Source organism: Bradyrhizobium sp. 17, from assembly GCF_023073515.1.
Classification (GTDB): domain Bacteria; phylum Pseudomonadota; class Alphaproteobacteria; order Rhizobiales; family Xanthobacteraceae; genus Bradyrhizobium; species Bradyrhizobium canariense_D.
Window position 1 is genome coordinate 158,702 of sequence record NZ_JADPJQ010000127.1, and the last position, 23,951, is coordinate 182,652.

The window sequence follows — 23,951 nt, forward strand, 5'->3', positions numbered from 1 at the left end:
TTCGGACCGGTGCTCGTGGTGGCCCGGGCCAAGTCTTATGACGAGGCGGCCGACATGATCAACCAGCACGAGTTCGGCAACGGCACCGCAATCTTTACCAGGGATGGCGATGCGGCGCGTGAGTTTGCGCATCAGATCCAGGTCGGCATGGTGGGCATCAACGTACCGATCCCGGTGCCGATGGCATTCCATTCGTTCGGCGGATGGAAAGCCTCTCTGTTCGGCGACCATCACATGCATGGCCCCGAGGGCGTTCGCTTTTATACCAAGCTGAAAACGATCACGACCCGTTGGCCGACCGGCATCCGGGCCGGCGCCGAGTTCGTGATGCCGACGATGTCCTGATCTTCTCCGAATGGAAGGCCGTGGCAGCTCCACGGCCTTCTCAACCCGCCAGTTGGCCCGGCCCCCCAAATGGTGAACTCTGGCAGTCGCGCCAGAGAGCTGAATTCGGCCGATCAATCCGTGAATATCGCCCTAGAATCTCGGGCCGCGATCAGATTGGCCCTGTCGATCTCCATCGGCCGCTCGAGGCTGTCATGCTCGCTCTCCTCAGCTCCATCGGGGCACTGGGAACGCTCACCTCTCGGCCAAGCTCCCGTGGTGAGCGCCCTCGGAGAATATTCGACCACCTCTCCGATGAGAGGGATCGCCGCAGCGCGCACTCTCCGGCCGGCCGTGACATGAAGCCGCCAGGCGCGCTCGGCGCCCTTGAAGCCCTGAATCGGCGGATCATTCCAGAGCAACTCGATCGTCCCGTGCAGGATTAGGACATCGCCGACGACAAAGTCGACAAAAAGCAGTCCCGCCCTGGGATTGGACATAAAATTCCCAAGCGTGTTGAAAAAGGAATTACCCGCAAAGTCCGGAACGGTGATCTGGTTATCCGCCACGTGAATGAAGCCTGGCTTACCGCCGCGGTGAGAAATATCGCAATCGAACGATGATCCGTCATCTGAAGCCGCACATGAGGCGACGAAGAAGGTCGCCGACTGGCGGATCAGCTCTCGTGCCGCATCGTCCAAGACGGCGAACGCCTCGACCTCGCCGGGACCGAGTTGCTCCGGCGCAGCGGATGGTGCCGCGCTGATATGGCGCGTGTGGATGTATTGAGGGCAATTGCCAAAGCTCTGCACGACCGCCACCTCGAAACTTGTCTGGTCGAGGGTGATCAGCGTTCCGTTCATGCGGTTTCGCCTACGATTGGTCAGGTCTATGCCCAGCACTCCCAAGCTGGCGCCCACGGAAAGATTCGTTCCGAGCAGGTCGAAGGTTTTCGGTAACGATCCGATGCGCAGCCGTCCTGGATCCGGTGAAGAGACGAATCCGCGCGGGCCAAACAGGACCGAAGGGATCGGCCAGCCCGCTCGGTCCGACGAGCCGACAAGGAGGTATTCGAGTCCTGCGAAGAATTCACGGTGCTGATCGGGCATCCATGTGCGGATGGAGGTTTTCCCGCGCTCGCTCATTCTGTCGGCCACGCCGACGCGTCGCTGCACGTCGATCTCGCCCTGGTGAAAAGGAGACGAGCTCCGTTCGGAAAGGCTGGTCATGACCGCACCTCGAAGAAGATTTGCCGATCAGCTCGCAGGCGCGCTTGGCATCCGCTGAAAATTCGGAAGTGCTTCCAGCCGCCCCAGCCAGGCGACAATGTTCGGGTAGGAGGACAGTTCAATGCCTCCCTCCGGAGCGGCCCGTGTGTAGCTGTAGCAAGCGAGATCAGCCACGGTCGGATGGGTTGCCGCGAGAAATTCGTGCTTCGCAAGATGACCATCCATCACGCTGAAAAGACTGCTGGCGACCCCGGCCGCTTGCCGGCCATCGACGGGCAAGTTGAACACCTTGCCCAGCCGAGCTGTTGCTGGTCCATATGCCAGCTGTCCCGCTGCCACGGACAGCCAACGTTGCACGGCAGCCGCACTGACCGGATCTTCCGGAAGCCACGTCTCGGTAGTGTCGTAGCGCTTGGCCAGATAGATCAGGATTGCGTTGGAATCGGCAACGACGGTGCCGTCATCATCGACGACAGGTATCTGCCCGAACGGGTTCATTGCGAGATAGGCCGGCGTCTTCCGCTCGGCAGGGGGCGTTGGGATCAACTCGTAAGGAAGCGAGAGAAGCCCGAGCATGAGCTCGACCCGGTGGCTGTGTCCCGACAATTTACCGCCATAGAGCTTGATCGTAGCTGACATTCCCAACTCGCTTTCGCTATTCAAACGATGTCTCGGTACTTATCATTTCCCATTCGGACGATAATCGAATGTTCCTTCAATTTACCATTGCGGTTTTTGCAACGATCCAGACGAGCAGAATGACTGGCCGCCTTTTTTCCCTCTGAACTCGCGCAACACGTTCTTCTGAACCTCTCCGATCGTATTCCGGGCAGCTCGCTCACGCAGAAATCGTTGATCGGCAGGTTGTAGGGAACCAGCCGTCCTTCAGCACCGCCACGCCATCCCTTTCCCCTGCAGCGCCTCCTGCCGTCGGGACGGCGGCCGCGACAACTCGCTCGCCGAAATCAGGATGTGGCAGTCCGACGACGGCGCTTTCGAGCACATCTGGAATGCGGTCGATCTCGAGTTCGAACTCCTTCGGATGAACGTTGTAACCGCCCGAAATGATCACATCCTTCGCGCGCCGACCTTCAAAGGGAGCCGACGGCGGAACGCACGAGTTCTGTCGGTCGCTGCTCCAACAGCTCGCTGAGAACGCGCTTCATCTCGGCCCCCTTGATGGATCACTCAGTCCGCAACTGCCCGCTCAAGCTCGGCCACTCTGGGTCTGACCGTCTCCTGCTGCGAGCACTGGACCGGCCGTTCGTCCCCCTCGCCTTTCTCCATGTCGATAAAAACGGCCGGCTCTCGCTGCGAACGGTCAATCGTCAGCGAAAACACATCGAAACGATTATAGTAGCCTACGACATCGTGAAATTGCTTCGGTTCGACGCATTGCGCGACGTCAATATCGGCATATGCGATGCCTTCGCTGTCTGAGAGGACGTCGCTGATAATCTGCCCTGTTGGATCGAGGATCATCGATACAGCATGCGGTGTGCCCTCGATCAGATCCAGCATGGCGGGGTTAGCCTGTCCGAGCGCGTCCTTCATACCTACGTCCATGCAGGCGGACGAAACGATGTTGAAGCATTTGGCTTCAAACGAATGAGCTCCAGCCCGGATCTCGATGGCCCTGCGTAGGTCATAGCCCCCCTTCTCCTTGGAGGGACGCGTCGGCCAGATCGGCGGGTAGGTCGAAATATGAACTTGCTCGCCCTGCGCCATCAATGAATAGCGGGCAAGTGGATTCGTATTCTCACCACAAATCAGCATGCCAATGCGGCCGATGGAGGTCTGCGCGACGCGCAACCCACGCGCATCTCCGGCAGCCCAGACCAGCTTCTCGTAAAAGGTCGGAACGAGCTTGCGATGATGATTCAGGATCGATCCATCTTGACCGATCAAAAGATTGGAGTTCCAGATACAGCCAAGGCTGGCAACCGTCCCTTCCGTAAAACCGATAGAGACCACGACGTTGTGGCGCTTGGCCGCCATCCTGACCTTTGTCAATTCCGCGCTGTCGAGCCGCAATGCCTGGGCCGACAACGCTCTGAAGAAATCATGAGACATGATCGGCGCCTGCAGCGCCGCCCACACGGGAAAGCCGGGAATGAACGATTCCGGGAAAGCAACCAGCGAGGCACCGTTGCGTGCCGCCTCGGCAACGAGGTCGCAGGCCTTGTCTGCACTTTTGGCCGCGTCGAGGAAAACTGAAGATGTGTGGCACGCGGCAGCTTTGAAGCGCGGCAAATTCGACGGCATTTGAGACGATCCTCTCGGTTTCTGGCACCACAGGTTAGTCTTTCGCCGGCGGGTGGCGAATGCGGAAAATCTGCACGAGCGGTTGCGCGTCTTCAGACGACCAGGACCGGCACGCGATAGATCGCGTTGCGTCGGCCGCCGGCCGGCTGATTCTCGCCCGATCGCGAGATCGCCCGAGACAGGAGACCGCAGCATCCCTCTTTTACTATCCAATCACAGGTGAACTTGGTCCAGGATCGTCCTGACACCTTCTCCAAGCGGCATCCCTGCCAGCTCCGCCCTTCATCGGCGCTCAGTTCGACCGCCGCAATTCCGTCGTCACCCCAAGCCCATCCCCAGACCTGCAAAACCTCGTCACGCCTGAGCTGACGATTCGGCTTTGGCGCCACGATGACCGATTGGGGGGCGATCGCCCACACCGGTTGGGTCGAGCCGTCCGGCGCGAGGTCGTTGTACCATGTGGTGGTGAAGACGCCCGGAGCCCGCTCCGAGCGCAATTCGAGTTTGCGGAGCCATTTGACGCTGTTCGTGCCGTAGAAGCCCGGGACCACCAACCGCAACGGATACCCGTGCTCGGGAAGCAGCGGCGCTCCGTTCATCTCGTAGGCGAGCAAGACGTCGTCGGATATCCGGGAGAGCGGCAGATCCTTGATGTAATGTCCGCACGCGATGCCTCCGAAGTCGCCGGAGTCCGCCCCCTGTGACCAAACGAAATTTGCGCTCCTCGCCACGCCCGCTGATCCTAGCACATGATCCAGACGAACGCCCGCCCAGCGCACGTTGCAGACCCGCTGCGTGGGCTTGTCGGGCGCCAGCGGGCTGCCTGCACATTGATGCACCGAGACCACCTCGGTCTTTGGAAGCGACTTGAGCTGACCGACGGAGAAGCTCGCGGGCGTCTCGACCAGGCCGGCGATTTCGAGCGTCCAATCATCCCTATGAGTGACATCGAGAACACCGAGATGGCACAACACGATGCAGCCTTCGACTGGCGTGATGCGGTCGGTCAGCAGATGCGGTTCAGAGGGAATTCGGCCGAAGAAGCCGCGTACCTTGTACGTAAAGTCGTCAGCCATCGCAGCGCTCCCTCGCGCCGGCATTCTAGTACATCACGGGAGGACGTCGACCGTAAGAAATTCCGCAGATACACTTGCGCGTATTCGATCACCCGAATTCGTTCAGATACGCTCTGTCCGCCTTGAAGATCTCATGAAGGAACCGCAGCAGCGTACGCACCCTACCCATATATTCGATATCCTCATGGACGGAAATGTAGAGCGACCGCGTGACCACCACATCTTTCATGAGCCATACAAGGCGAGGATCCTTTTTTGCCGAGAAGAAGGGCAGAAGGCCGATGCCACGCCCGACAGCGATCGCATTCTGCTGGGCTGCCATGCTGGTCGATCGAAAGACGACGCTCTCCGGCACCAGGACGTCGTGCAGCCACTGCACCGGCTGGATAGCCACGAGATCGTCGACATAATCAATGAAATCGTGACGCTTCAATTCTTCCATGGTGCCCGGCGTCCCCCGTTCCACGATGTACCTGGACGACGCGAACAGCCCAAGCTTGAACTCGCCAGCTTTTTTGACCGAAAGTTTGGGGCCCACGAGGGGAACGAAGCTGATGCACACATCCGCCTCGCGTTTGGTCAGATTGATCAGATGCCTTTCGGTCACAAGCTCCACGACAACGCCCGGGTGCTTCTCATTGAATTGGACCAACTTCTCGGCAAGGTAGAAGGCGGCAATACCCTCCATGCTCGTCAGCCGGACGCGACCAGTGGGCTCGGCGGGCGTGGCGCGGAAATCTTCCGATATCACGAGGGCCGCGCCCTCAATTTTCTCGGCCTCTTGGTAGAGCTTGTGCCCGTCCTCCGTCAGCACGAACCCGTTCGGCTTGCGGTCGAAAATCTTGATACCAAGATCTCGCTCAAGCTCTGAAATGCGCCGGCTGACCGTCGTGTGGTCGACTTTGAGGCGCCGCGCGGCCGGCATCAACCGCCCCTGCCGGGCGAGTTCAAGGAAGAATTTCAGGTCGTTCCAGTCGAACATTCGCTCCTGCGTGCCAATCCGGAAGAGGCCAACGACGAAAATCCGACGGTGGGTGACCGCCTCGCCCGCCCGATCAAACAATCTTCTACGGCGGCTTTCAAGGTGCCTGCAGGCGATTTCCGTGCCTTCGGTGCCTGAAGCCACGGGGCGCAGCCCGCTCTCGCGCTCCAGCCGCAACGATCTCGGCCGTTATAGCTCTACCATTCCCTGAGGCACGCATTCTCGTCGATACAGATACTCGAGAATTTCCTTTCTATACTGCAGACTCCCGGCGTGGGTCGCCAGTTTGAGCCGGTCCCGCGGTCGCAAAGTATCAATCTCCCAAATCTGGCCGATTCGCGCAGCCGGTCCGTTCGAGAGCGCGACAATTCGATCGCTCAGGAAGATCGCTTCGTCTATGTCGTGCGTGACCATTACAACCGTGGTCGGGGTCTTTTCCACGATGCGAACCAGTTCGTCCTGAAGGCTCGACTTGGTCAGCGCATCGAGCGCGCCGAACGGCTCGTCCAGCAGCAGCACCTTAGGCTCGACCGCAAAAGCGCGAGCGATGCCCACCCGCTGCTTCATTCCACCTGACACCTCGAATGGGTATTTGTTGATGGCGTGCTCCAGGTGAACAAGCTTCAGCGCCTGCTCTGAGCGATCCTTCAATTCGGATGCCGCGGCACCCTTGAAGGCCTGTTTGACCGCAAGGCGAACATTTTCGTAGCAAGTCATCCAGGGCAATAGAGCATGGCTCTGGAAGACCATTGCGCGCTCCGGCCCCGGGCCAGAAATCGTCGTCCCGGCGCAGCGTATTGCACCCTTTGTAGGCGCCAGAAGGCCAGCAACAATGTTTAGCAACGTGCTCTTGCCGCAGCCTGAATGGCCGATCAAGCAGACAAACTCGCTGTCTTCGATAGCGAGCGAGATTCTATCCAGCGCAAGAAGCCCCTTGCCAGAACGGTCAACAAACGACATTGACACATCGTTGATCTCGAGATCCGCCATCGTCCTATTCCCGGAAGCTGAGGCTTTCGCCTATTCGCTTGAGCAAAATATCTAGCGCCAATCCAATACCGCCGACCAGGACGATGGCGACGATCATGCTCGCGATCTGGAGATTATTCCATTCGTTCCAGATGAAGTACCCGATGCCGCTCTGTGCGCCGACCATCTCGGCAGCCACGATGACGAACCAGGCGATACCGATCGAGATCCTCATTCCCGACAGGATCATAGGCACGCTGGCGGGAAAGACGACGCGCGTGACATGCTCTAATCGTGGAAGACCGAATACGCGCGAGACGTTCAGCCATTCAGCCCGCACGGAAGCTGTCCCGGTTGCCGTGCTGATCAACATCGGCCAGACTGCACAGATGAAGATGATGAAGATCGTCGAGACGGTGCTGTCGCGGAACGTATAGAGCGCCAGCGGCATCCACGCGAGTGGCGATACCGGCCGCAGGATCTGAATGAAAGGATCCAACGCGCGATGGCAAGCAGGCCATAGACCGAGCAAGAAGCCTAGGGGCACCGCGACGAGTAAGGCCAGCGTGAAGCCCAGTGCTACGCGGCCCATGGAATAGGCCAGATGCCATGCGATGCCCAGATTGTTGGGATTGTCGTGATCGAAGGCGTGTGTGATCAGATCCCGGCCGCGGAGCGCGACGATCCACGGTGAGGGGATCGCACCGGCCTGCTGACCCGGCGCGCTCTGGCCGGCAAGTCGGGCATATTCGGCGTCGGCAGCGCTAACACCTCCCGACGAACCGGCGGTGAACCAGCCCCAGACGCTTACAAATACGATGAAGATCGCGACCGAGGATACCCAGGGCTGCTGCAGCCGGCGTGACACCTCCATCAGCCCCCCTTCCGGACCGAAGCCAGGTAGTCCTGCGGCTTATTGGAATCGAATTCGTTCCCGAGAATCCTTTCGGTGCCGAAGCCGACCGCTGGCGGCGTCACGCCCTGCTCGCGCATGATCCGAGCGGCATCGGTCGCCAGCATCACCTTTTCGGCGAGCACCTTATAGTCGACATCCTCCTTTAGCATGTTCCAGCGCCGGAGCTGGGTCATCAGCCAAACTGCTGCCGAATATTGCGGAAACGGCTGATAATCAACCCGCCGCGGATCTTTCCGGATGGTGCCAAGGCCGTCGGCATACGTGCCGCTCAAAACCTGCTCGAGGACAATTTCGGGAGCATTGAGATATTGCGGCTCTGACAGCACCTTCGCCATGCCGACCCGGTTCTCCGGCTTCGAGACATGAAGACTGGACGCGATGATGGCGCGGTAGAACGCCATGAAAGTGTTGGGATTTTGCTGGATCCAGCTTTCCGCGGCGGTGACAGAGCAACAAGGATGCCCATCCCAGATATCCTTCGAGATCAGATGAATGAAGCCAGCGCCTTCGTAGACCGCGCGCTGACCGCCCGGCTCTCCGCCGAAAAAACCATCGATGCTTCCGACGCGAAGGCTCGCCACGTATTCGGTCGGAGGTACGATGCGGTATTTGACATCTTGGTCCGGATCGAGCCCGGCGGCAGCCAAATAGTTGCGCAGCTGCAGGGTCTGGTGACTTTGCTCGAATGGGACCGCGAATGTGAAGCCCTTCCAGTTCTTGGGATCCCGATTGTCCTTGTGCTTGTTGGCCAGGACGAGGGAGTTGCCGTTCTGGTTCAAGATGGTCAGCACCTTGATCGACTGGACGTTACCGCCGAGGCCGGCTGTCATCGTCAGGGGGACCGGCATCACCTGCTGCGAGACGTCCAGCTCGCCGTTGAGCATCTTGTCGCGGATCAGCGCGATACCGGCGATCTTCTGCAGACTGACATCCAGACCTTCCTTGCGGTAGCTGCCGAGCCTTTCGCCGTAGATCAGCGGAACGGCGCAGGTGATCGGGAGGAAGCCAACAGCCAGCTTGGTTTTCTCGAGAGGCCTTCGCTCCTGGGCAATTGCCTTCAAGGTGTCGATTGGCAGGATGCTGGAGAGAGCGCCGATGATCACCCCAGCGCCAACGGTGCGAAGCAGTTCCCGCCGCAAAACCGGCTGCGGGAAAAGGCCATGCAGAAGTGCCTGCTGGACGCTTTCGGACACGGCCTCTTCGACGGTCGGCTGCGCGGGAGCATGCGCTCCGCAACTGCACAGGCTGCCGATGAAACGATGGTGATGTGAGGCGTCGCGCATTTCTGTCCCCCTGGTCAAAATGTCCGGCTCAAAATCGTAACATTGACGCTCGAAGGGCAAATGGCGAAATTGTGCAGGAGCATCTGCAGTTCCGCGCATGCCATTCGGAATTCCCAGCTCTGGTTCACTGCGCCGATTGCGGCATCGTCCTTGAGCGCCCGAACAGGATGCGATGCTGCATCTCGTCGAAGCGGCCATCCGCGTTCGTTTCCCGCGTTAACAACGACACCGCGATCGCCACGGCAAACGACAGCGGCATGCTGATGATGGCCGGGTTACGCAGCGAGACGAACCACCAGGCGCCGCTCACCTGGGCCAGCGGCTTACCGAGCACATCGACCTGGATGGTCGGTGACAGCGCAATGAGCACCAGCGAGCTTAGCGTGCCGATCATGATGCTAGCGACGGCCGCTGGCGTCGTGAAGCGACGCCAGATGATAGCGAGGACCAGTGATGGAAAATTGGCGGCACAGGCGATGGAGAAGGCGAGCCCGGCCATGAAGGCCACGTTCTGGCCTTCGAAGGTGATGCCGAGCACGATTGCCAGCACCGAGATGGCAACGGTGGCGATCCGCGCCACTTTGAGCTGCTCAGCCTCCGATGCCGTACCGTGGCGAACGACGTTGGTCCAGACATCATGGCACAACGTAGCCACACCGGAAAGCGTCAGGCCTGCCACCACCGCCAGCATGGTGGCAAACGCAACTGCGCAGATGAAACCGAAGAAGGCGTCGCCGCCGACTGTGAGGGCGAGCAGAGGTGCAGCCATGTTGCCGCCACCGCCGGCTTTCATCACCGCCTCCGGGCCGACCAGCACCATGGCCCCAAAGCCGATGATGAACACCATCAGGTGGAAGAAGCCGATCAGCCCGGTGGCATAAAGTATCGATAGTCGCGCGGCCTTGGAGTCCCGAACCGTGTATACCCGCATCAGGACGTGCGGCATCGCCGCGGTGCCGAACATCAGCCCGAGGCCGAGTGAGATCGCGTCCCATTGCCCCGAAACCACCTTCGAACCTGGCTGCAGCACTCTTGTGCCGTACTTCTCCGCCGCTGCGGCGAACAGCTTGAGCGGGTTCATTTCGAAATGCATCAGGACCAGGACTGCCAGGATCACTCCGCCGGCGAGCAGCAGCGCCGCCTTCACCACCTGCACCCAGGTGGTGGCGAGCATGCCGCCGAACAGCACATAGATGAGCATGGCAGCACCGACCAAAGCCACCGACCAAGTGTAGGGCAGGCCGAACAGCAACTTGATCAACGATCCGGTCGCGACCATCTGGGCGATCAGGTAGAACAGGATCACCGCCAGCGTACCGACCGCCGCGGCGAGCCGAACCGGCTTTTGGCTGAGCCGATAGGCGACCACGTCCGCGAACGTGAATTTCCCGACATTGCGCAGTGGCTCGACAATCAGAAAGAGGATGATCGGCCAGCCGACCAGCCATCCAATCGAGTAGACCATGCCATCGAAGCCATTCGAGGTGACAATGCCGGCAATGCCGAGCAGCGCGGCCGCGCTGAGGAAGTCGCCAGCGAGCGCCCAGCCATTCTGCCATGCAGTGATCTCGCCGCCCGCGGCAAAGAAGTGCTCCGTTGTACGGGTGCGCCGCGCCGCCCAGTAAGTAATCAGGAGCGTCAGGACCATAAATGCGAAGAAGAAGCCGATCGAGAGCGAGTTGTTGGCCATCGCGAGGTCCTATCGTTCGAGGTCACGAAGGCTGGCATCAAATACCCGGTTCGCCCACAGCACATAGATGAGGCAGAGCAGGAACGATGAAACGATGACGAGAGGGCCGAGCACGATGCAAAGCGAGAGCCCGGGCGCAAGCACAGTGCCCAAAAGCGGCTTGTCGAATGCGAACAATGCCATGAAGCCGAAATAGATCGTGATCATCGTCGCACAAAGCAGCAGCGCGATCCGAAGGCGCCTGCTCGCAAGCGTGACAGAACGAGGCACGACGCCGGAATTGACGGAAGTCTGCGCGTCCATCCACCCTCCCAGAAGGTCTTGATATCCACTACCGGCCAGCTTCCGCCGAGCCGCAAGCGTCGGGAACCACGAAACTTTGCAATGTACTGTGCAGATTTGCGGCCTCGTCGAAGGCGATGCTGTGTCGTCTCGACGGTCGCGGCGACAACAACCATGCCGGCAATGACGGCGCGCCTGCGACGGCATTGATCCTTGCATGCAAGGATTACGTTTGGCGGCGCGGGCTTGGGCAGGCGTGAGGGCGGCACCACGATGGGTGGCGTGAGTCCGAGCTGCGGACATGCAGTCAAACCGGAAACCTCGCAGAATAGCGGGCGCGACCTCCATCGGTACCGGAAGTACAAGAGGAGTTCTATCGGGGTTCTCGCGCAGCGCGTCACACTGCCGATCTACTCGACTTTCCAGGCCCTGCACCGCGTCCGCGGTCGATTTGTCGGTCAGCGCACCCGTCCATCAAACAGACCCGTGCGTTCCTCCTGGAGCGAGGCATGGTGTGCGACAAAGCCTACATTCCCTGTTCGAGTTGCCCGGTATCTTGGCAATTAGCGCCAATGTTTTTCGCCTTGCATGTTGCGCATCATCGAGGGTTTAGCGGAAGACTCGCATCGACTGGATGGGCGTATCGAGGGACTATCGAGCGAGATCGAAACGCTGGCCAGTCAAGACCGGGCCTGCCAGCGAGCCGAGCTAAGCGGACCCCACCAGCATGACGAACACGCTTGCTCATCCCGATGTCACCGGCGACGGCCTCTCTCTTGCGGTCAGGGTCGGAGCCGCGATTGACAAGGATGTGGCCTCGCCGGCTTCTGGACGCCCGGGTCGGTCTTCAAGAGCGGCAGCGCCTCGCAGGTCGTGCAGTGCGGTTGGCTGGACCGCGGTCGTGCCGGGCATCGCAGCGCGTCTGAATGCCAAGAGAATTCGTCGTCTTCAGCGTAAAATCAGCCCTATCTGAACGTCATGAAAATGATGGCGAATTTGAAAACCGGAACGTCGGCAGATCACCGGCGCCATGACGGGTTCCATCCCGGACCGACCTGGTCCGCTACTGGAATCGTGGGCCGGGTTCTCAGTCCAAAGTGAACCATTTTCATGATTAATCCGTTGAGAGACTGTTTTTCACGTGGTATGATGGAATTTCGAAATCCAAGCCCTCAGTGACTAAAATTCGAGGACGGGAATGTTTTTCAGAGGAATGTAAGTGAGCGCAGAATTTTCAGGATCGGTGAATGTTTTTCACGATAGGCGATTGCCTGAGCCCGCTGTCCCCGCGGGTTATGCCGCGCTCATCGACACTTACAAGCTGGCCGTGCCGGTCCCCCGCACCCTTTCGGCCATCGGAGCCCGGCACCGTATCATTGAACAGGATGGTTGGCGGATCTACACGCCTCGCCATGCTCCCCAGGCCTCGCTTGAGGGACACCTGACTTTTGCCCTTAAGAACGAAGGAGTCGATCTTTCCGTCCTGAAGCGGCTTTTCCTAGTCGTTAACGAGGGTGACATCGCGGAGCTTGTCCGGCAGAAGCCGACCGGCATTTACACACGACGCATCTGGTTTCTGTACGAGTGGTTGCTTGGCTGCGAGCTGAATCTGTCGCTTACAGACAAGGTCTCATATGTAGACGCCATCGATACCGACCTCCAGTTCGGAGGGATTGGCACGAATTCCGGCCGGCATCGCGTTCGCAACAACCTTCCCGGCACCCCGGAATTTTGTCCGCTCGTTTTCAAGACGGCCGCGCTGAACCAATTTCTCGCGCAGAACTGGAAGGAGCGCGCGCGCGCTGTCGTCAGCGAAGTCCCGAAGGATTTGCTCGCGCGGACCGCCGCCTTTCTGCTGCTGAAAGATTCAAAGTCCAGTTACATCATCGAGGGAGAAAGGCCGCCTCAGGATCGCATTCAAAGATGGGGACGCGCCATCGGCGAGGCTGGACGCGCGCCGCTCGATGAGCAGGAGTTTTTGCGCCTGCAAGGCATCGTCATCGGAGACGAGCGTTTCGTGAAGCTCGGGTTCCGGCAGGAAGGCGGCTTCGTCGGAGAGCATGACCGCGATACACAGCGCCCTATCCCGGACCATATCAGCGCGAGGCATGAAGACATCGCCTCTCTTATGGCAGGATTGATCGCATTCGATCTCACCGCTGAGAACGAGCTCGATCCCATTATCGCGGCGGCGGTGCTCGCCTTCGGCTTTGTTTATATCCATCCATTCGAGGACGGCAACGGACGCATCCATCGATATCTGATGCATCATGTCCTCGCGCGGCGCGGATTTAATCCGGCCGGGGTCCATTTTCCAGTGTCGTCGGCGATTCTTGACCGGATCACCGAGTACAAAGGCGTGCTGGAAAGCTATTCCAACAGGCTACTTCCGTGCGTTCAATGGGAAGCGACCCCAAAGAATAATGTGAAGGTTTTGAACGACACCGGGGATTTTTACCGCTTCTTCGACGCGACCCCGCACGCGGAATTTCTGTACGAATGTGTTCGCCAGACCATTGAGCTGGACCTTCCGAATGAGACGAGCTTCCTGCGCAACTTCGATATGTTCCGATCCGGAGTCGAAAACATCATCGACATGCCCGAGCGAACGCTCAACAACCTGTTTGGCTTTCTGCGACAGAATCAAGGAAGACTTTCAAAGCGGGCACGAAAGAACGAATTCGCCGAGCTCACTCAAGATGAAGTTGTGAAAATTGAGCAATTGTACGCGGACTCATTCGGTCAAAGCGGAGCCTTAAGTGACTAACGGCGCGTCTTGCGCAGAGACAGGAAGCCCATTCTTTCCAGCGGTGGTACGGGTCGTGTCCACGGTTGTGGTGTAGCTCGGTAGAGCAAAGCCACCCGGTCGTGCGCCTCTAATAGGGCCGTGGCAGGCGGGCGCCATTGCGCTGGCCACCGGCAATTCTCCAGTAGGGTCGGTTGCGACACGCCAACGCAACCAGAGGAACCACCGATGACGACGACATAATGCGAGCAGGCACGAAATCGCCGGGGACCGGCGCGCCCGATTTGGACCACGAGCAGCCGCTATGGCCTCGCTTGGGCTTTGGTGGTGTCGGTTGCACTCGGACGGCTGCTTCGCAAAACGACAAGAAACAACAGCAATTGGCGTCTCACGCCGACGGCCTATGCGGAAGCCTGATTGACCGACCCGCGTATCCGCTTCAAACGGTGACGCGGCGAGAAAGCTCGGGCGAGACTCACGAAATCCTCCGCCGGCATAGGCCGTCCGAACAAATAGCCCTGGTAACTGAGCTGTCCATGTCGCGCCAGGAACGCATATTGCTCTTCCGTTTCGACGCCTTCGGCAATGACTGAAAGGCCGAGGCTTCTGCTAAGCGCTATGATCATCTGGGCTATCGCGGCGTCGTTAGAGTCAACCAGAACGTCCTTGACGAAGCTGCGATCGATCTTGAGCTGGTCAAGCGGCAAACGCTTCAGATATGAAAGCGCTGAATAGCCGGTCCCGAAATCATCGAGGCTGAAGCCGATGCCAATCGCTTTCAATTTGCCCATCTTGGCGATCACATCGTCGACGTTGCTGACTAATGTGCTTTCAGTGAGTTCGATTTTGAGGCGATGGGGATTGGCGCCGGTTTGCTCAATGATCGCGCGGACCTCTTCGACAAAATTCTTCTGACGCATCTGCAGGGCGCTGACATTGATCGCGATGGTCAGGCGTTCGGTCGCTGGATCGGTTGACCAGCGAGCCAGCTGACGGCACGCAGTCTTCAACATCAAGGCGCCGAGCGGAAGGATGAGGCCGGTGCTTTCTGCGACCGGGATGAATTCGCTAGGAGAAATCATCCCTTTATGCGCATGCGGCCAGCGCGCCAGCGCTTCTGCCCCCAGCAGCCTTCCTTCGTGATCGACCTGCGGCTGGTAATGCAGCAAAAGCCGCTCCTTCTTAAGGTCTTCTCGTAGATCGGTCTCGAGGGCAGCGCGGGCTGTAATCATAGTCTGCATGGCCGGGTCGAAAAACCGCAGGCCATTTCGCCCCGCCGTTTTCGCATCGTACATTGCCAGATCGGCTCTCTTGAGCAACTCGTCAACGTTGCACTCATCAGTCGAAAACAAGGTCACGCCAACACTTGCGGTACAGGGATATTCATACGCATCGAGTTGGAAGACCTCGGTGAAGGCTGCGAGTATCTTTTCGCCTATCGCTTCCGCCTGTAAGGCTGCGACCTTTGCTTTCTGTGTACCCAGATTGGCGAGAAGAACGACAAATTCGTCGCCGCCAAAGCGGGCAACTGTGTCATCCGCCCTCACACAATGGGAGAGGCGCTGAGCCGCACATTTCAGCAGCATATCGCCCATGTGGTGACCCAGCGAGTCGTTCAGTGTCTTGAAATTGTCCAGATCAATGAACAGCAAAGCGCCGTAGGATTTGCTGCGGATATTCGCATTGACGGCCTGGCGCACGCGGTCGATTAGCAGGACGCGGTTCGGCAGACCTGTTAGCTGGTCAAAGAAAGCGAGTTCTTGGATCTTTTCCTCAGCGTGCTTCAGTTTGGAAATGTCATAATACGAGCCGATGTAGTTGGTGACCTCGCCCGCCTCGTTTTTCACAGCAGATATAGTCAGCCAGCGCGCGCAGTTTTCGCCGCTCCTGGTCCTGAGACTCATATCACCTTGCCAGCCGCCAGTTGCTTGAACGGAACCCCACATACTGCGGTAGAATTCGCCATCACGCCGATGAGACCGGAACAGTCGCGGGGTTTGTCCAACCAATTCTTCCATCGTATAGCCGGTTAAGCCCACGAAGGCGCGGTTGGCACTCAAGACTACGCCTTTGGTATCGGTGACGATCATGCCCTCCTGAGAATTGAAAGCAGCCGCGGCTATGCGCAATTCAGAATTTGACTTGTCAAGAGCCTCCCTCTGCCGCTGCAGGTCGGCCTCAATGGCTTCGCGCCGCCTGATCTCTTCCGAGAGAGCGAGATTATTTTCGGCCAGCTCCGCTCGGTGTCGATTGGACTCCACGAACTTGATTTGTAACCGCGCCGCATTTTGACGCATTCGCTCGAAGCCGATGGCCAGCATAAATAGCACGATAGCGAAGAGGCCAACATAGAAAACGGAGAGGGGTGAAAGCGTACGACCGTATAGCTCATCCTCGCTGGCCAGCCTCAGGACGGAAAGTCGAGTACCGGCAACTGGCGAGCGAAGTGCGAGATATCCTCTCAGCTCGGAAGCGCTGAGATTTGACAGAGGTTGTATGCGGCCAGACGGAAGCTTGGCCAGCGAGGGGCCTTCGGTGACAACGGCCGAGTGCTCTCGCTCGATCGGGAGCAGCACCTGCCCATCGTCTCCCAGGAGGAATTCGCGCGGCTGGCCGAGGTTGTTGGTAGAAACCAATGAGGAAAGTAGATTGAGACTGCTCACGGTCTCGACCGTTCCCCTTATCTTGCCCTTCTGGAGTACCGGTACGCTGACCACAATCAGGCGGCGCTTGTCGTCAATCTGAATATATGGTTCGGCCAGGGCGTTACGCACCGGCGAAGCTGTCGTCGCGCTGGACGAGCCGACATTAACTTGCGCCACGCCGTTGCGATCGAAGAAAGCCAACCGCAAATAGGCGGCTTGGCCCTGATATTTCTCCTCACCCACCGTCGCCTGAAAGCGGCGCTCGATTGCAGCCAAATTGGCGAAGAGGCCATATTTGACGGACATTCCGAGATCGAGATTGCTGAAATAGTTGGAAATGTCCTCGCTGGCCGCGAGCCGTGCGGCGGCTTGCCGCCGTTCAGCTAAGAAATCGCTGACCTCGGCGGCGCGCCCTTCACCGAGTGACACCAGACGCGCATCGGCATTTTGCCGCAACTCCACTTGCGACGTATATAGATTGCCAATCAAATAAAACATCGACAGCAGAAACGCCGCTGCTGCTATCAAGAGCCAGCGTGGAGCTAACGATCGGCTGAATCTGATCAGCGAAGATATCATCAATTCGTTTTCGCGAAGTATTCCGGGAAAAATCGACGAATGCCGGGATAATATTTATCCACCAGCCGGTCATAGAAGCCGGAGGCCTTGATCTCGCTCAAATACGCGTTGAATTCATTGCGCAAAGCTGGAGCGTCCTTCGGAAAGGCGGTTGCCAACGTTTGCTGCTCGGAGATCGGCCCCAGAATCTTGATTTTGCCCGCCCATTTGCGCAAATCCAGAATGGCGTCCGGCACGTCGAGCAGTGTCAATTCGGCTTCTTTGTTGAGCATGGCCGGGACCATCTCGTTCAGGTTGGCGCTCTTGTTGTAAGCCTTTAAATCGATACCGACGTTGACCAGGCCGTAATTGGATGGATCCAAGCAGGTGCGCTCCATCACGAGTACGCTCTTGGATCCGATCGCCTTCCGGGTGTTGACGATGTCTGCCGCAAGATCCGCGCCGTCCTGGATCGGCTGCAGATCAGACTCGGCTGGTGCCACCAAGAGAACCTGCGAAGGAAGGGTCGGCTCGGAATATAGAAGAATGGCCTCACGCCAGGGCAGCACGGTGAAGCCGCTCGATATCACATCGCCTTTGATGGGATAGTCACCTGCCAGTGTCACTTCGCCATTTTTGCGCACCACATCCTTGCCGAGCAGGTCGCGGATGACCGAATAAAAATCCGAGTAGACGAGCTTGTAGGAAACGCCAATTCTTTTGGCGAAGCCCTGCATCAGCTCGACCTCCAAACCATCGCCCGCGCCGGTCACAAAGTTGGCGTAGCGGATGCCAATATGGCGGATTTCGCCTCGCTGCTTGATCTCTGCAAGATCAGCTGCCCAGCCGGAAGTCGCGAAAAGGAAGACCATGGCGCCGCTCAGCGACACGCGGACAAAGCGTTTCAGGGACATGGAGGCGCTCTTTACCTTTGTACCAGGAGAAGCGCCTGCAATCTATAGCTGTGAGTTTAAGAAAGGATGGCGAAATACAACAAAGTAGATTTCAGTTTTCGGAAAAACCAAGTTTGTCGGCAAAGGATTGATTACAGACCAGGTGCTGAGTGCAGCGGAAGGTTTGATCCGGGCGTGCCTTTCAGTTTCTTGAGGTCGTTTAGCACCGACCGCCACGGACCCATCGCGCTCAACAGCGTGCTTAAGCATAAAATGGTCAAATATCCGGAAAACTGCTGCCAATGCGGTGTTTCGCCGGACAATAAGTGATGCCCTTGCTGCCCTATTTGCGCATAGAACAGGACCAGCGGCGCGCCGCCCAACATGCTGGTCGTCAGGTACTGAAGAGGGGTGACGTCAAGCATCGCGGCGATGAAATTCACCAGTGGTGCGGGCACGAGGGGCGAGAGGCGTAGTCCGAGCAAGGTCAACCAGAGTCTCACAGCCGATTGCTGACATAATGAAGCGCTGGGACGTTGAATGTGCTTTCGATAGAAGAGAAACGCGCTCAAACCGCCAAAGGCACTGCCGAGCAGCACGGTGATGCCTCCCTCCAGCCCGTTCATGTAAAAACCGGCGGCCAGGCAAATCATTGGCATGGAGGGAAAGGACAGAAATGCAAGGACAGTGGATGTGACCAGAAACGCCACAGCGGTGCCGAGTGGATGCGCTTGGGCCATTGTTTCAAGCCCCGGAAACACCTGCCAAAAGGCCTCTCTCGAAATAGGTGATGCAAGATATGCCAGCGTCAGAAACATGACGACTGCTATATAGACGATCAAAGGCTGGTAACCACGCATCGGCTATCCCAAGCTGGATAGAAGAGGCGGCATGTAATCAAAGCTGTTGTAAGTATTCCAGAAAAGAACCTTCTTGTTCTTGAGCGCCCCCGCTTTAGACATGGTGAGCAACGAGCGCCATGCTTTCAAAGTAAAGACTGGATCAAGGCTGAGTCCCGCCTCCTCCAACTCGTTCGCCCACGCAACGTCGGTGGCTTCGACCAAGCCGTAGCCGGGCTGCCAGCTGGTGGAATCCGGCACGAATATCTCGCCTTGCATCACCCGAAGCACATCAGGAGAGATGCCTGGAAAGCGGATTTGCTGCAGCCACTGGACCGTGCTGCGAGCGAGTTTGGCGACATTCCCCTCCACAAATGGCAAGGAAGGTTGCCGGTTGACAAGCCATCGCGTCAGATATGATTTGTCCTGATCGGCCACTCCCACGACCTTGGTCTTCCATCCCATCAAATGGACGCCCAGGAGAAGGCCCAAGACCGTCGAGCCGCTGCCCATGGCGACAAAAATCACGTCGGGCGGTGCACTCCACGCCTGAGCGGCGCTAAGGAACTGCGCCAACTCGGCAATCGCATTCATATGTCCCAACACACTCAGATCGTTCGAGCCGCCGGGGGGAACGAGCGAATCCGTATCTGGATGTAGCCAATTTCTCGCATATTCCTGGGAAGCTTCGCCCACCAATTCAATGTTGTTCTTGGCTATGGCAACGTGTTCAACCAGGCCTCGCAAAATCCCCAGCCGCGCCATGTCCGTGGTAGCTCCCGGCACCTCGAAAAGTACCAAGTCCAGGGCACAATTCAGCGGCTGTCCGTCACCGGTCAAATCGGCCACACGATTGGCCAGGGCAAATTGCAGAGCATGATTGCTGGAGACCGCGCCAACCGTCCCTAAACGCTTGGAGCCGGACCACTTCAGATTCGGGAGCAGGAATTCGTACTTGCGCGCCTTGTTGCCAAAGACGGGATAACGCGCACTACTCTCATTCATCACCAAAAGATCAGAGCAGTCTATTTGTCGCGTCACAGACGACGGCAACTGCAATAGCTGGTTGTTTCCCCTCAAGAAAACGGGGGTCCATGGAATGGTGGCGCGGGACTCAACCTGCCTCAGGAAAACCGAATTACCGGGTTCGCCCTGGCGAATGTAATCGGCAATAGAATTATCGCTTGAAAGCGTGTTGCAGATGAAAGGACCGCCTTCGGCATCGGGATCCAGCAGGGACGGAAAGTATCTACCGAGCGCCAAGGATTGCGATTTCAACGCTGCGGACGAGGGAGCCAAGCCTGCAAGATCAGCGGCGTGCGGGAGCGGCGACAACGGGAGGGGGCGACGTTGATGGGTGGCGACCGCGCTCAACGCGGCACCTCCGCCCAACGCGGCGCCGCCTAGGAGGGCCGCTTGCATGAAGTTCCGGCGAGAGAGGTTCATTGCCTGGATGCTACTCGGTGTAGCTTCAGGTTAACGCTTTTTTAACCCTATTCCAATCCGCATGCGCGCTCACGGGCGAAATACTCAAAGGTTTGCTTAACGCAGACGCGTTGAAGGTGTGCTCAGGATCAAATCTAGCTCAAACCAGCTTGGCAGTACGGCGATTAGCCCCGCCGTATTATTGTTTTGGCGCAAGGGCTTCGCCCATCGGACCGCATCAAGAGATATACTCCGGGTCGTCCGGAAAGTGGATCAGAAGGGCCCTTTGCTAGTGCGCGCGCACTTCCCGTCTGCGCCCCCATTGTATCCGGCGTTGGCGCCACTCGGCTGTCGCGCAATCTCCGCACGTCGTTGGTGTAGGCGCCGACGCACGGCACGGTCAGCTGGCGCCTTGGCCAGCACCGCGCCCGAACAATTGCGAATGAGAGTGGCTGACTCATAGTCGAGGTGAGAAACACCAGACCCAAGCGCTTTTCCGATCCGGAAGGCGTGTCCGGCCTGCGGCAAGCCAATGCCAGGCGTGCCGACGACTCCAACGAGGGGCGGTTGTGCTACGCTTGTACCGTTTGGAAGACGACCCGCTGCCGAGCCGCCTGCCCGCAGTTGGGCCGACAGTCCTCTGAAGCCGACACGGTGACCGCGTCGACGTCGGATCGGCTCAGACACTCGAAACGAATCAGGCTTGCGGCCTGCGCCCCAGCGGAGCGCCTTTTGTGCGGATCAGTCGCTCCTCAAGCATATCCAGCCGATCCTGCCCCCAGAACCGTTCGCCTTTGAACACATAGAACGGCGATCCAAAGACACCAGCTTCCAATGCCCGAGAGGTATTGGATACGTATTCCAGGCGGGCAGCACCTGCCGCCCCCTCCAACAGCTTCAAGCCGTCATAACCCGCGCGATCCGCGGTTCTCAGCAGCGTGTCGCGGTCGGCGAGGTTCTCGTCCTCGACCCAAATCGCGCGCATCATTGCATTCGCGAGACGGTCGACATTCAAGCCTTGGTTTTGCGCCGCAATTACCATGCAGGACGCAACATCCACGTCGACAGGAAAATAGGAAGGCTCGATGTTGACGATCATCCCGAGCCGCTCGCTCCAACGCTTAAGCTCCTCGATGCGATAGTCGCGTCGCTGCCATGAACGCTTTTCAAGAACGATCCCGCCGCTTGCTGCATAGACATCCTGCATGCGCATTGGGATATAGTTGACACGAACTCCGTGACGCGCGCTTATCTGTGACAATCTGACCTGCCCTAAATAGGCCCAGTCCGACATCAGCCAGACATAGTAGTCGATGAATGGCGCATCTTGATCAAGCATAGCATCAGGCCTTCGGAAGGTGGTGGGCGTGGATCAGTCTCGGCTAATGACGATAAGGACGGTTGCGCGGGCGCCAACCCGCCGCACGTGGTGAACGAGGTGCCCCGGAAACTGCAGGAAATCTCCGGGGCCCATGACGACACTGCGGTCCGCGAACTTCACTTCGACGCGGCCCGTAATGACGTAGAGCGACTCCTCGCCGGAATGTTCTGCGTAGGTTGCCTCACTGAAGTGGGCCGGCGGCGTCATTAAGAAAGCTTCCGCCCGTCGGCCCGGCCCCGCTGGCGATAGGGATACAAAAGAGTATCCATGGACCGGATCCTCCTCCGGCTGCCGGTTCGCTGTACGAACCAGATGGATGTCCGAGTCCGCGACCTGTTCACCAAATAGCAGCGCCACGGGAATGTCCAAAGCACGAGAGAGCTTCATCACGGTTGCGATCGACGGTGCCTTGGCGTCTTTCTCAATCCGGGACAGGAAGCTTTTGTTCAGTCCCGTCGCGAGAGCCAGCTCGTCGAGTGTCATGTTCTTGTTGCGGCGCCAGGCACGCAAACGAGCGCCGATCCGTCCCGCCGGCAGCTGCTCTGAAACACTCGCTTCGAATTTGGTCGTCCGAATTGTCTTCTTGCTCATCATTCTTCATCACCGGACTGGCAGACCAGATTTCCACGATTTTTTGTCTCCCCAAGCATCGTGGCGACTGAATGTGCTTTGTCAATGAACGAAGAGGTCCAGCGCGGAGCGGTAGGCCTCGGGCGCTCGTCATGACCACACCTCGCCTTACCGTTCCGCGCCCTTTTCAATAGTGACGGACTGTTATATGGTTCCCAGCGGGCAACAAGTTGCCCTATAGACTACGCGTGGAAAAAATTGTCAAGGCAGCCGGGGCCAATCAACTTCAACGGAGAAGAGATGACTGTCTATGAGCATGCATCAACGACAACCGCCGCAAAGCCGACCTCGAAGGGATGGGTTGTGGCCGCGACAGTGGTCGGAACAACCATCGAATGGTACGACTTTTTCATCTTCGGGACGGCCTCCGCCCTGGTCTTTAGCAAGCTGTTCTTCCCCAGCATTGATCCCGTCAGCGGCACGCTGGCTTCTTTCGCGACCTTTGCCGTTGGGCTCTTTGCGCGACCGCTAGGCGGACTCGTTTTCGGACATTTCGGAGATAGGATCGGCCGAAAGAGTATGCTTCTCCTCAGCCTCTTCCTGATGGGCATCCCGACTGTTTTGATTGGCCTGCTCCCCACCTACTCTCAGATCGGTATCTGGGCGGCCGTGCTGCTCGTCCTTCTTCGAATCTGCCAGGGAATTGCCGTGGGCGGCGAATGGGGCGGCGCGGTACTGATGGCCGTCGAACATGCCGATGGCAACAAGCGGTCGCTATTCGGCAGCTTGCCGCAGGCAGGCACTCCAGCCGGATTAATCCTCGCGACCTTGGTATTCGCCCATATGAGCTCCTTCTCCGAGAGCGATTTTCTGGCTTGGGGATGGCGAGTGCCCTTCCTCGCGAGCATCGTTCTCATCCTGCTGGGAAGTTTTGTCCGATCGAAGGTTCCCGAGAGCCCGGTATTCTTGCAAGCCAAGAATGAAGGACAGACCGTCGCTATGCCGAGCGCTGAAGTCGTGAGCACGCATCTCCGCCCTCTTCTCCTGGCCGTGGGAGCGAAGCTGGCAGAGGTCACATTGTTCTATCTCGTCACGATCTTCATCCTTCAATATTCGACCGTCACCCTCGGTCTCTCGAGGGCTGAGGTATTGAATAGCATTCTCATTGCGGCAACCGTCGGACTGTTCGCAATTCCAATATATGGACATTTCGGCGACAAGATCGGCGCCCGCACGATTTACGGCGTCGGCGGCATTCTGCTCGCGCTGTTTGCCATTCCGTTATTTCTGATGGTCAATACCAAGGATCCCCTATTGATCCGCCTCGGTATCGTCGTCTCCTTAGGCCTTATCTATCCAACAATGTTCGGGCTTCAGCCCGCGCTGTATTCGGCTCAATTTCCGCCCGGGGTTCGCTACAGTGGCATGTCGCTGGGCGTTCAGATCGCGGCTGCAATTGGCGGAGGCCTTGCCCCTATCATCGCAACCACGCTGCTGACCACGACGGGCAGCACGTTGGCCATCGGCTTCTATTTGGGAGGGCTGGCCCTGGTGGCTGCCGCTTGCGCCTTTTCGATGAAACCATCGAAATAGACGCTACCAAGCACCGAAGCTTTCTCGTGAAATGCTGACGCGTTGCTCTGCGCGCCAGCATTTCGCACGCTCGTGCTATCCGGCTGGAGTGCGGCCTTCTTGTGCCGCGTGGCGACCATTCTCGTAACGACTGCAGTCCACCATCAGCGCCGGTCTTGACAGAGCAGTGACGTTCGCAGCGATCATCGCTTGACTTTGGCTTAGGCGGAGAGGACCGTAAGCGCTTAGCCGCAACCCTATTGAGGCTGGCTTGACGTTTTGCGGAATCGCCACGGCATGAGGTCT

The 23,951-nt window shown here is 58.4% G+C and carries 20 protein-coding genes; 3 read left to right on the forward strand and 17 right to left on the reverse strand.

Annotated features, from left to right (window positions below; all coding sequences use genetic code 11):
• Positions 1-345 (forward strand): aldehyde dehydrogenase family protein (locus tag IVB13_RS34975; protein ID WP_247492127.1); only part of this gene is annotated, 345 nt, incomplete at its 5' end.
• A gap of 113 nt (positions 346-458) precedes the next feature.
• Here the strand turns inward: IVB13_RS34975 and IVB13_RS34980 are convergent.
• The 11 genes from IVB13_RS34980 to IVB13_RS35030 form a co-directional block, all read right to left on the reverse strand.
• Positions 459-1,553, reverse strand: a complete 1,095-nt coding sequence (locus IVB13_RS34980; RefSeq protein ID WP_247492129.1) for a pyridoxamine 5'-phosphate oxidase family protein — start codon at positions 1,551-1,553, stop codon at positions 459-461.
• 27 nt (positions 1,554-1,580) lie between these two features.
• A complete protein-coding gene (locus IVB13_RS34985; RefSeq protein WP_247285543.1) occupies positions 1,581-2,192 on the reverse strand; it encodes a glutathione S-transferase in 612 nt (203 codons plus the stop codon).
• A 199-nt stretch (positions 2,193-2,391) separates the two neighbouring features.
• Positions 2,392-2,625: a hypothetical protein gene (locus IVB13_RS40015; protein WP_247360731.1), complete on the reverse strand. Its 234-nt coding sequence runs from the start codon at positions 2,623-2,625 to the stop codon at positions 2,392-2,394.
• A 116-nt stretch (positions 2,626-2,741) separates the two neighbouring features.
• Positions 2,742-3,818, reverse strand: a complete 1,077-nt coding sequence (locus tag IVB13_RS34995; RefSeq protein WP_247492132.1) for a carbon-nitrogen hydrolase family protein — start codon at positions 3,816-3,818, stop codon at positions 2,742-2,744.
• Between the two features lie 92 nt (positions 3,819-3,910).
• Positions 3,911-4,894, reverse strand: a complete 984-nt coding sequence (locus IVB13_RS35000) for a molybdopterin-dependent oxidoreductase (protein WP_247492134.1) — start codon at positions 4,892-4,894, stop codon at positions 3,911-3,913.
• Between the two features lie 88 nt (positions 4,895-4,982).
• Positions 4,983-5,876 carry a LysR family transcriptional regulator gene (locus IVB13_RS35005; protein ID WP_247377015.1) on the reverse strand — a complete coding sequence of 298 codons (894 nt, stop codon included), beginning with the start codon at positions 5,874-5,876 and terminating at the stop codon, positions 4,983-4,985.
• A 189-nt stretch (positions 5,877-6,065) separates the two neighbouring features.
• Complete coding sequence (locus IVB13_RS35010) at positions 6,066-6,866, reverse strand: ABC transporter ATP-binding protein (RefSeq protein WP_247492136.1); 801 nt, start codon at positions 6,864-6,866, stop codon at positions 6,066-6,068.
• Between the two features lie 4 nt (positions 6,867-6,870).
• Positions 6,871-7,719, reverse strand: a complete 849-nt coding sequence (locus IVB13_RS35015) for an ABC transporter permease (protein WP_018458425.1) — start codon at positions 7,717-7,719, stop codon at positions 6,871-6,873.
• Entirely contained in the window at positions 7,719-9,143 is a 1,425-nt protein-coding gene (locus IVB13_RS35020; RefSeq protein ID WP_247492148.1) for a CmpA/NrtA family ABC transporter substrate-binding protein, read from the reverse strand. The genes IVB13_RS35015 and IVB13_RS35020 overlap by 1 nt, the downstream gene beginning before the upstream one ends.
• A 25-nt stretch (positions 9,144-9,168) precedes the next feature.
• Positions 9,169-10,734, reverse strand: coding sequence for a cation acetate symporter (locus tag IVB13_RS35025; RefSeq protein WP_247492149.1), 1,566 nt, complete (start codon positions 10,732-10,734; stop codon positions 9,169-9,171).
• 9 nt (positions 10,735-10,743) lie between these two features.
• Positions 10,744-11,037: a DUF485 domain-containing protein gene (locus IVB13_RS35030; protein ID WP_247447184.1), complete on the reverse strand. Its 294-nt coding sequence runs from the start codon at positions 11,035-11,037 to the stop codon at positions 10,744-10,746.
• A gap of 1,198 nt (positions 11,038-12,235) precedes the next feature.
• Between IVB13_RS35030 and IVB13_RS35035 the strand changes: the two genes are divergently transcribed.
• Positions 12,236-13,783: a Fic family protein gene (locus tag IVB13_RS35035; RefSeq protein ID WP_247492152.1), complete on the forward strand. Its 1,548-nt coding sequence runs from the start codon at positions 12,236-12,238 to the stop codon at positions 13,781-13,783.
• Positions 13,784-14,163: 380 nt separating this feature from the next.
• Here IVB13_RS35035 and IVB13_RS35040 read toward each other — a convergent pair whose 3' ends face one another.
• From IVB13_RS35040 to IVB13_RS35065, 6 genes are all read right to left on the reverse strand, one after another.
• Positions 14,164-16,986, reverse strand: coding sequence for an EAL domain-containing protein (locus IVB13_RS35040; RefSeq protein ID WP_247492162.1), 2,823 nt, complete (start codon positions 16,984-16,986; stop codon positions 14,164-14,166).
• Complete coding sequence (locus IVB13_RS35045; RefSeq protein ID WP_247285530.1) at positions 16,986-17,879, reverse strand: transporter substrate-binding domain-containing protein; 894 nt, start codon at positions 17,877-17,879, stop codon at positions 16,986-16,988. Before IVB13_RS35045 ends, IVB13_RS35040 begins: the two co-directional genes overlap by 1 nt.
• A 131-nt stretch (positions 17,880-18,010) precedes the next feature.
• On the reverse strand, positions 18,011-18,718 hold the full coding sequence (locus IVB13_RS35050) for a VTT domain-containing protein (RefSeq protein WP_247447188.1): 708 nt from the start codon (positions 18,716-18,718) through the stop codon (positions 18,011-18,013).
• Positions 18,719-18,721: 3 nt separating this feature from the next.
• A complete protein-coding gene (locus tag IVB13_RS35055; RefSeq protein WP_247492164.1) occupies positions 18,722-20,071 on the reverse strand; it encodes a pyridoxal-phosphate dependent enzyme in 1,350 nt (449 codons plus the stop codon).
• Between the two features lie 748 nt (positions 20,072-20,819).
• Positions 20,820-21,461, reverse strand: a complete 642-nt coding sequence (locus IVB13_RS35060; RefSeq protein WP_247342118.1) for a 2-hydroxychromene-2-carboxylate isomerase — start codon at positions 21,459-21,461, stop codon at positions 20,820-20,822.
• Between the two features lie 33 nt (positions 21,462-21,494).
• Positions 21,495-22,097, reverse strand: a complete 603-nt coding sequence (locus IVB13_RS35065; protein WP_247285523.1) for an XRE family transcriptional regulator — start codon at positions 22,095-22,097, stop codon at positions 21,495-21,497.
• A 276-nt stretch (positions 22,098-22,373) separates the two neighbouring features.
• On the opposite strand from IVB13_RS35065, the gene IVB13_RS35070 reads away from it, so the two are divergent.
• Entirely contained in the window at positions 22,374-23,666 is a 1,293-nt protein-coding gene (locus IVB13_RS35070) for an MFS transporter (protein ID WP_247492166.1), read from the forward strand.
• Positions 23,667-23,951 lie beyond the last annotated feature (285 nt).

Coding starts and splice junctions, on each gene's coding strand:
- IVB13_RS34980 (WP_247492129.1), bottom strand. CDS start 1,553: ATGACCAGCCTTTCCGAACGGAGCTCGTCTCCTTTTCACCAGGGCGAG.
- IVB13_RS35015 (WP_018458425.1), bottom strand. CDS start 7,719: ATGGAGGTGTCACGCCGGCTGCAGCAGCCCTGGGTATCCTCGGTCGCG.
- IVB13_RS35025 (WP_247492149.1), bottom strand. CDS start 10,734: ATGGCCAACAACTCGCTCTCGATCGGCTTCTTCTTCGCATTTATGGTC.
- IVB13_RS35065 (WP_247285523.1), bottom strand. CDS start 22,097: ATGATGAGCAAGAAGACAATTCGGACGACCAAATTCGAAGCGAGTGTT.
- IVB13_RS35010 (WP_247492136.1), bottom strand. CDS start 6,866: ATGGCGGATCTCGAGATCAACGATGTGTCAATGTCGTTTGTTGACCGT.
- IVB13_RS35040 (WP_247492162.1), bottom strand. CDS start 16,986: ATGATATCTTCGCTGATCAGATTCAGCCGATCGTTAGCTCCACGCTGG.
- IVB13_RS34985 (WP_247285543.1), bottom strand. CDS start 2,192: ATGTCAGCTACGATCAAGCTCTATGGCGGTAAATTGTCGGGACACAGC.
- IVB13_RS35050 (WP_247447188.1), bottom strand. CDS start 18,718: ATGCGTGGTTACCAGCCTTTGATCGTCTATATAGCAGTCGTCATGTTT.
- IVB13_RS35030 (WP_247447184.1), bottom strand. CDS start 11,037: ATGGACGCGCAGACTTCCGTCAATTCCGGCGTCGTGCCTCGTTCTGTC.
- IVB13_RS35020 (WP_247492148.1), bottom strand. CDS start 9,143: ATGCGCGGAACTGCAGATGCTCCTGCACAATTTCGCCATTTGCCCTTC.
- IVB13_RS35060 (WP_247342118.1), bottom strand. CDS start 21,461: ATGCTTGATCAAGATGCGCCATTCATCGACTACTATGTCTGGCTGATG.
- IVB13_RS35045 (WP_247285530.1), bottom strand. CDS start 17,879: ATGTCCCTGAAACGCTTTGTCCGCGTGTCGCTGAGCGGCGCCATGGTC.
- IVB13_RS35070 (WP_247492166.1), top strand. CDS start 22,374: ATGACTGTCTATGAGCATGCATCAACGACAACCGCCGCAAAGCCGACC.
- IVB13_RS34995 (WP_247492132.1), bottom strand. CDS start 3,818: ATGCCGTCGAATTTGCCGCGCTTCAAAGCTGCCGCGTGCCACACATCT.
- IVB13_RS35000 (WP_247492134.1), bottom strand. CDS start 4,894: ATGGCTGACGACTTTACGTACAAGGTACGCGGCTTCTTCGGCCGAATT.
- IVB13_RS35005 (WP_247377015.1), bottom strand. CDS start 5,876: ATGTTCGACTGGAACGACCTGAAATTCTTCCTTGAACTCGCCCGGCAG.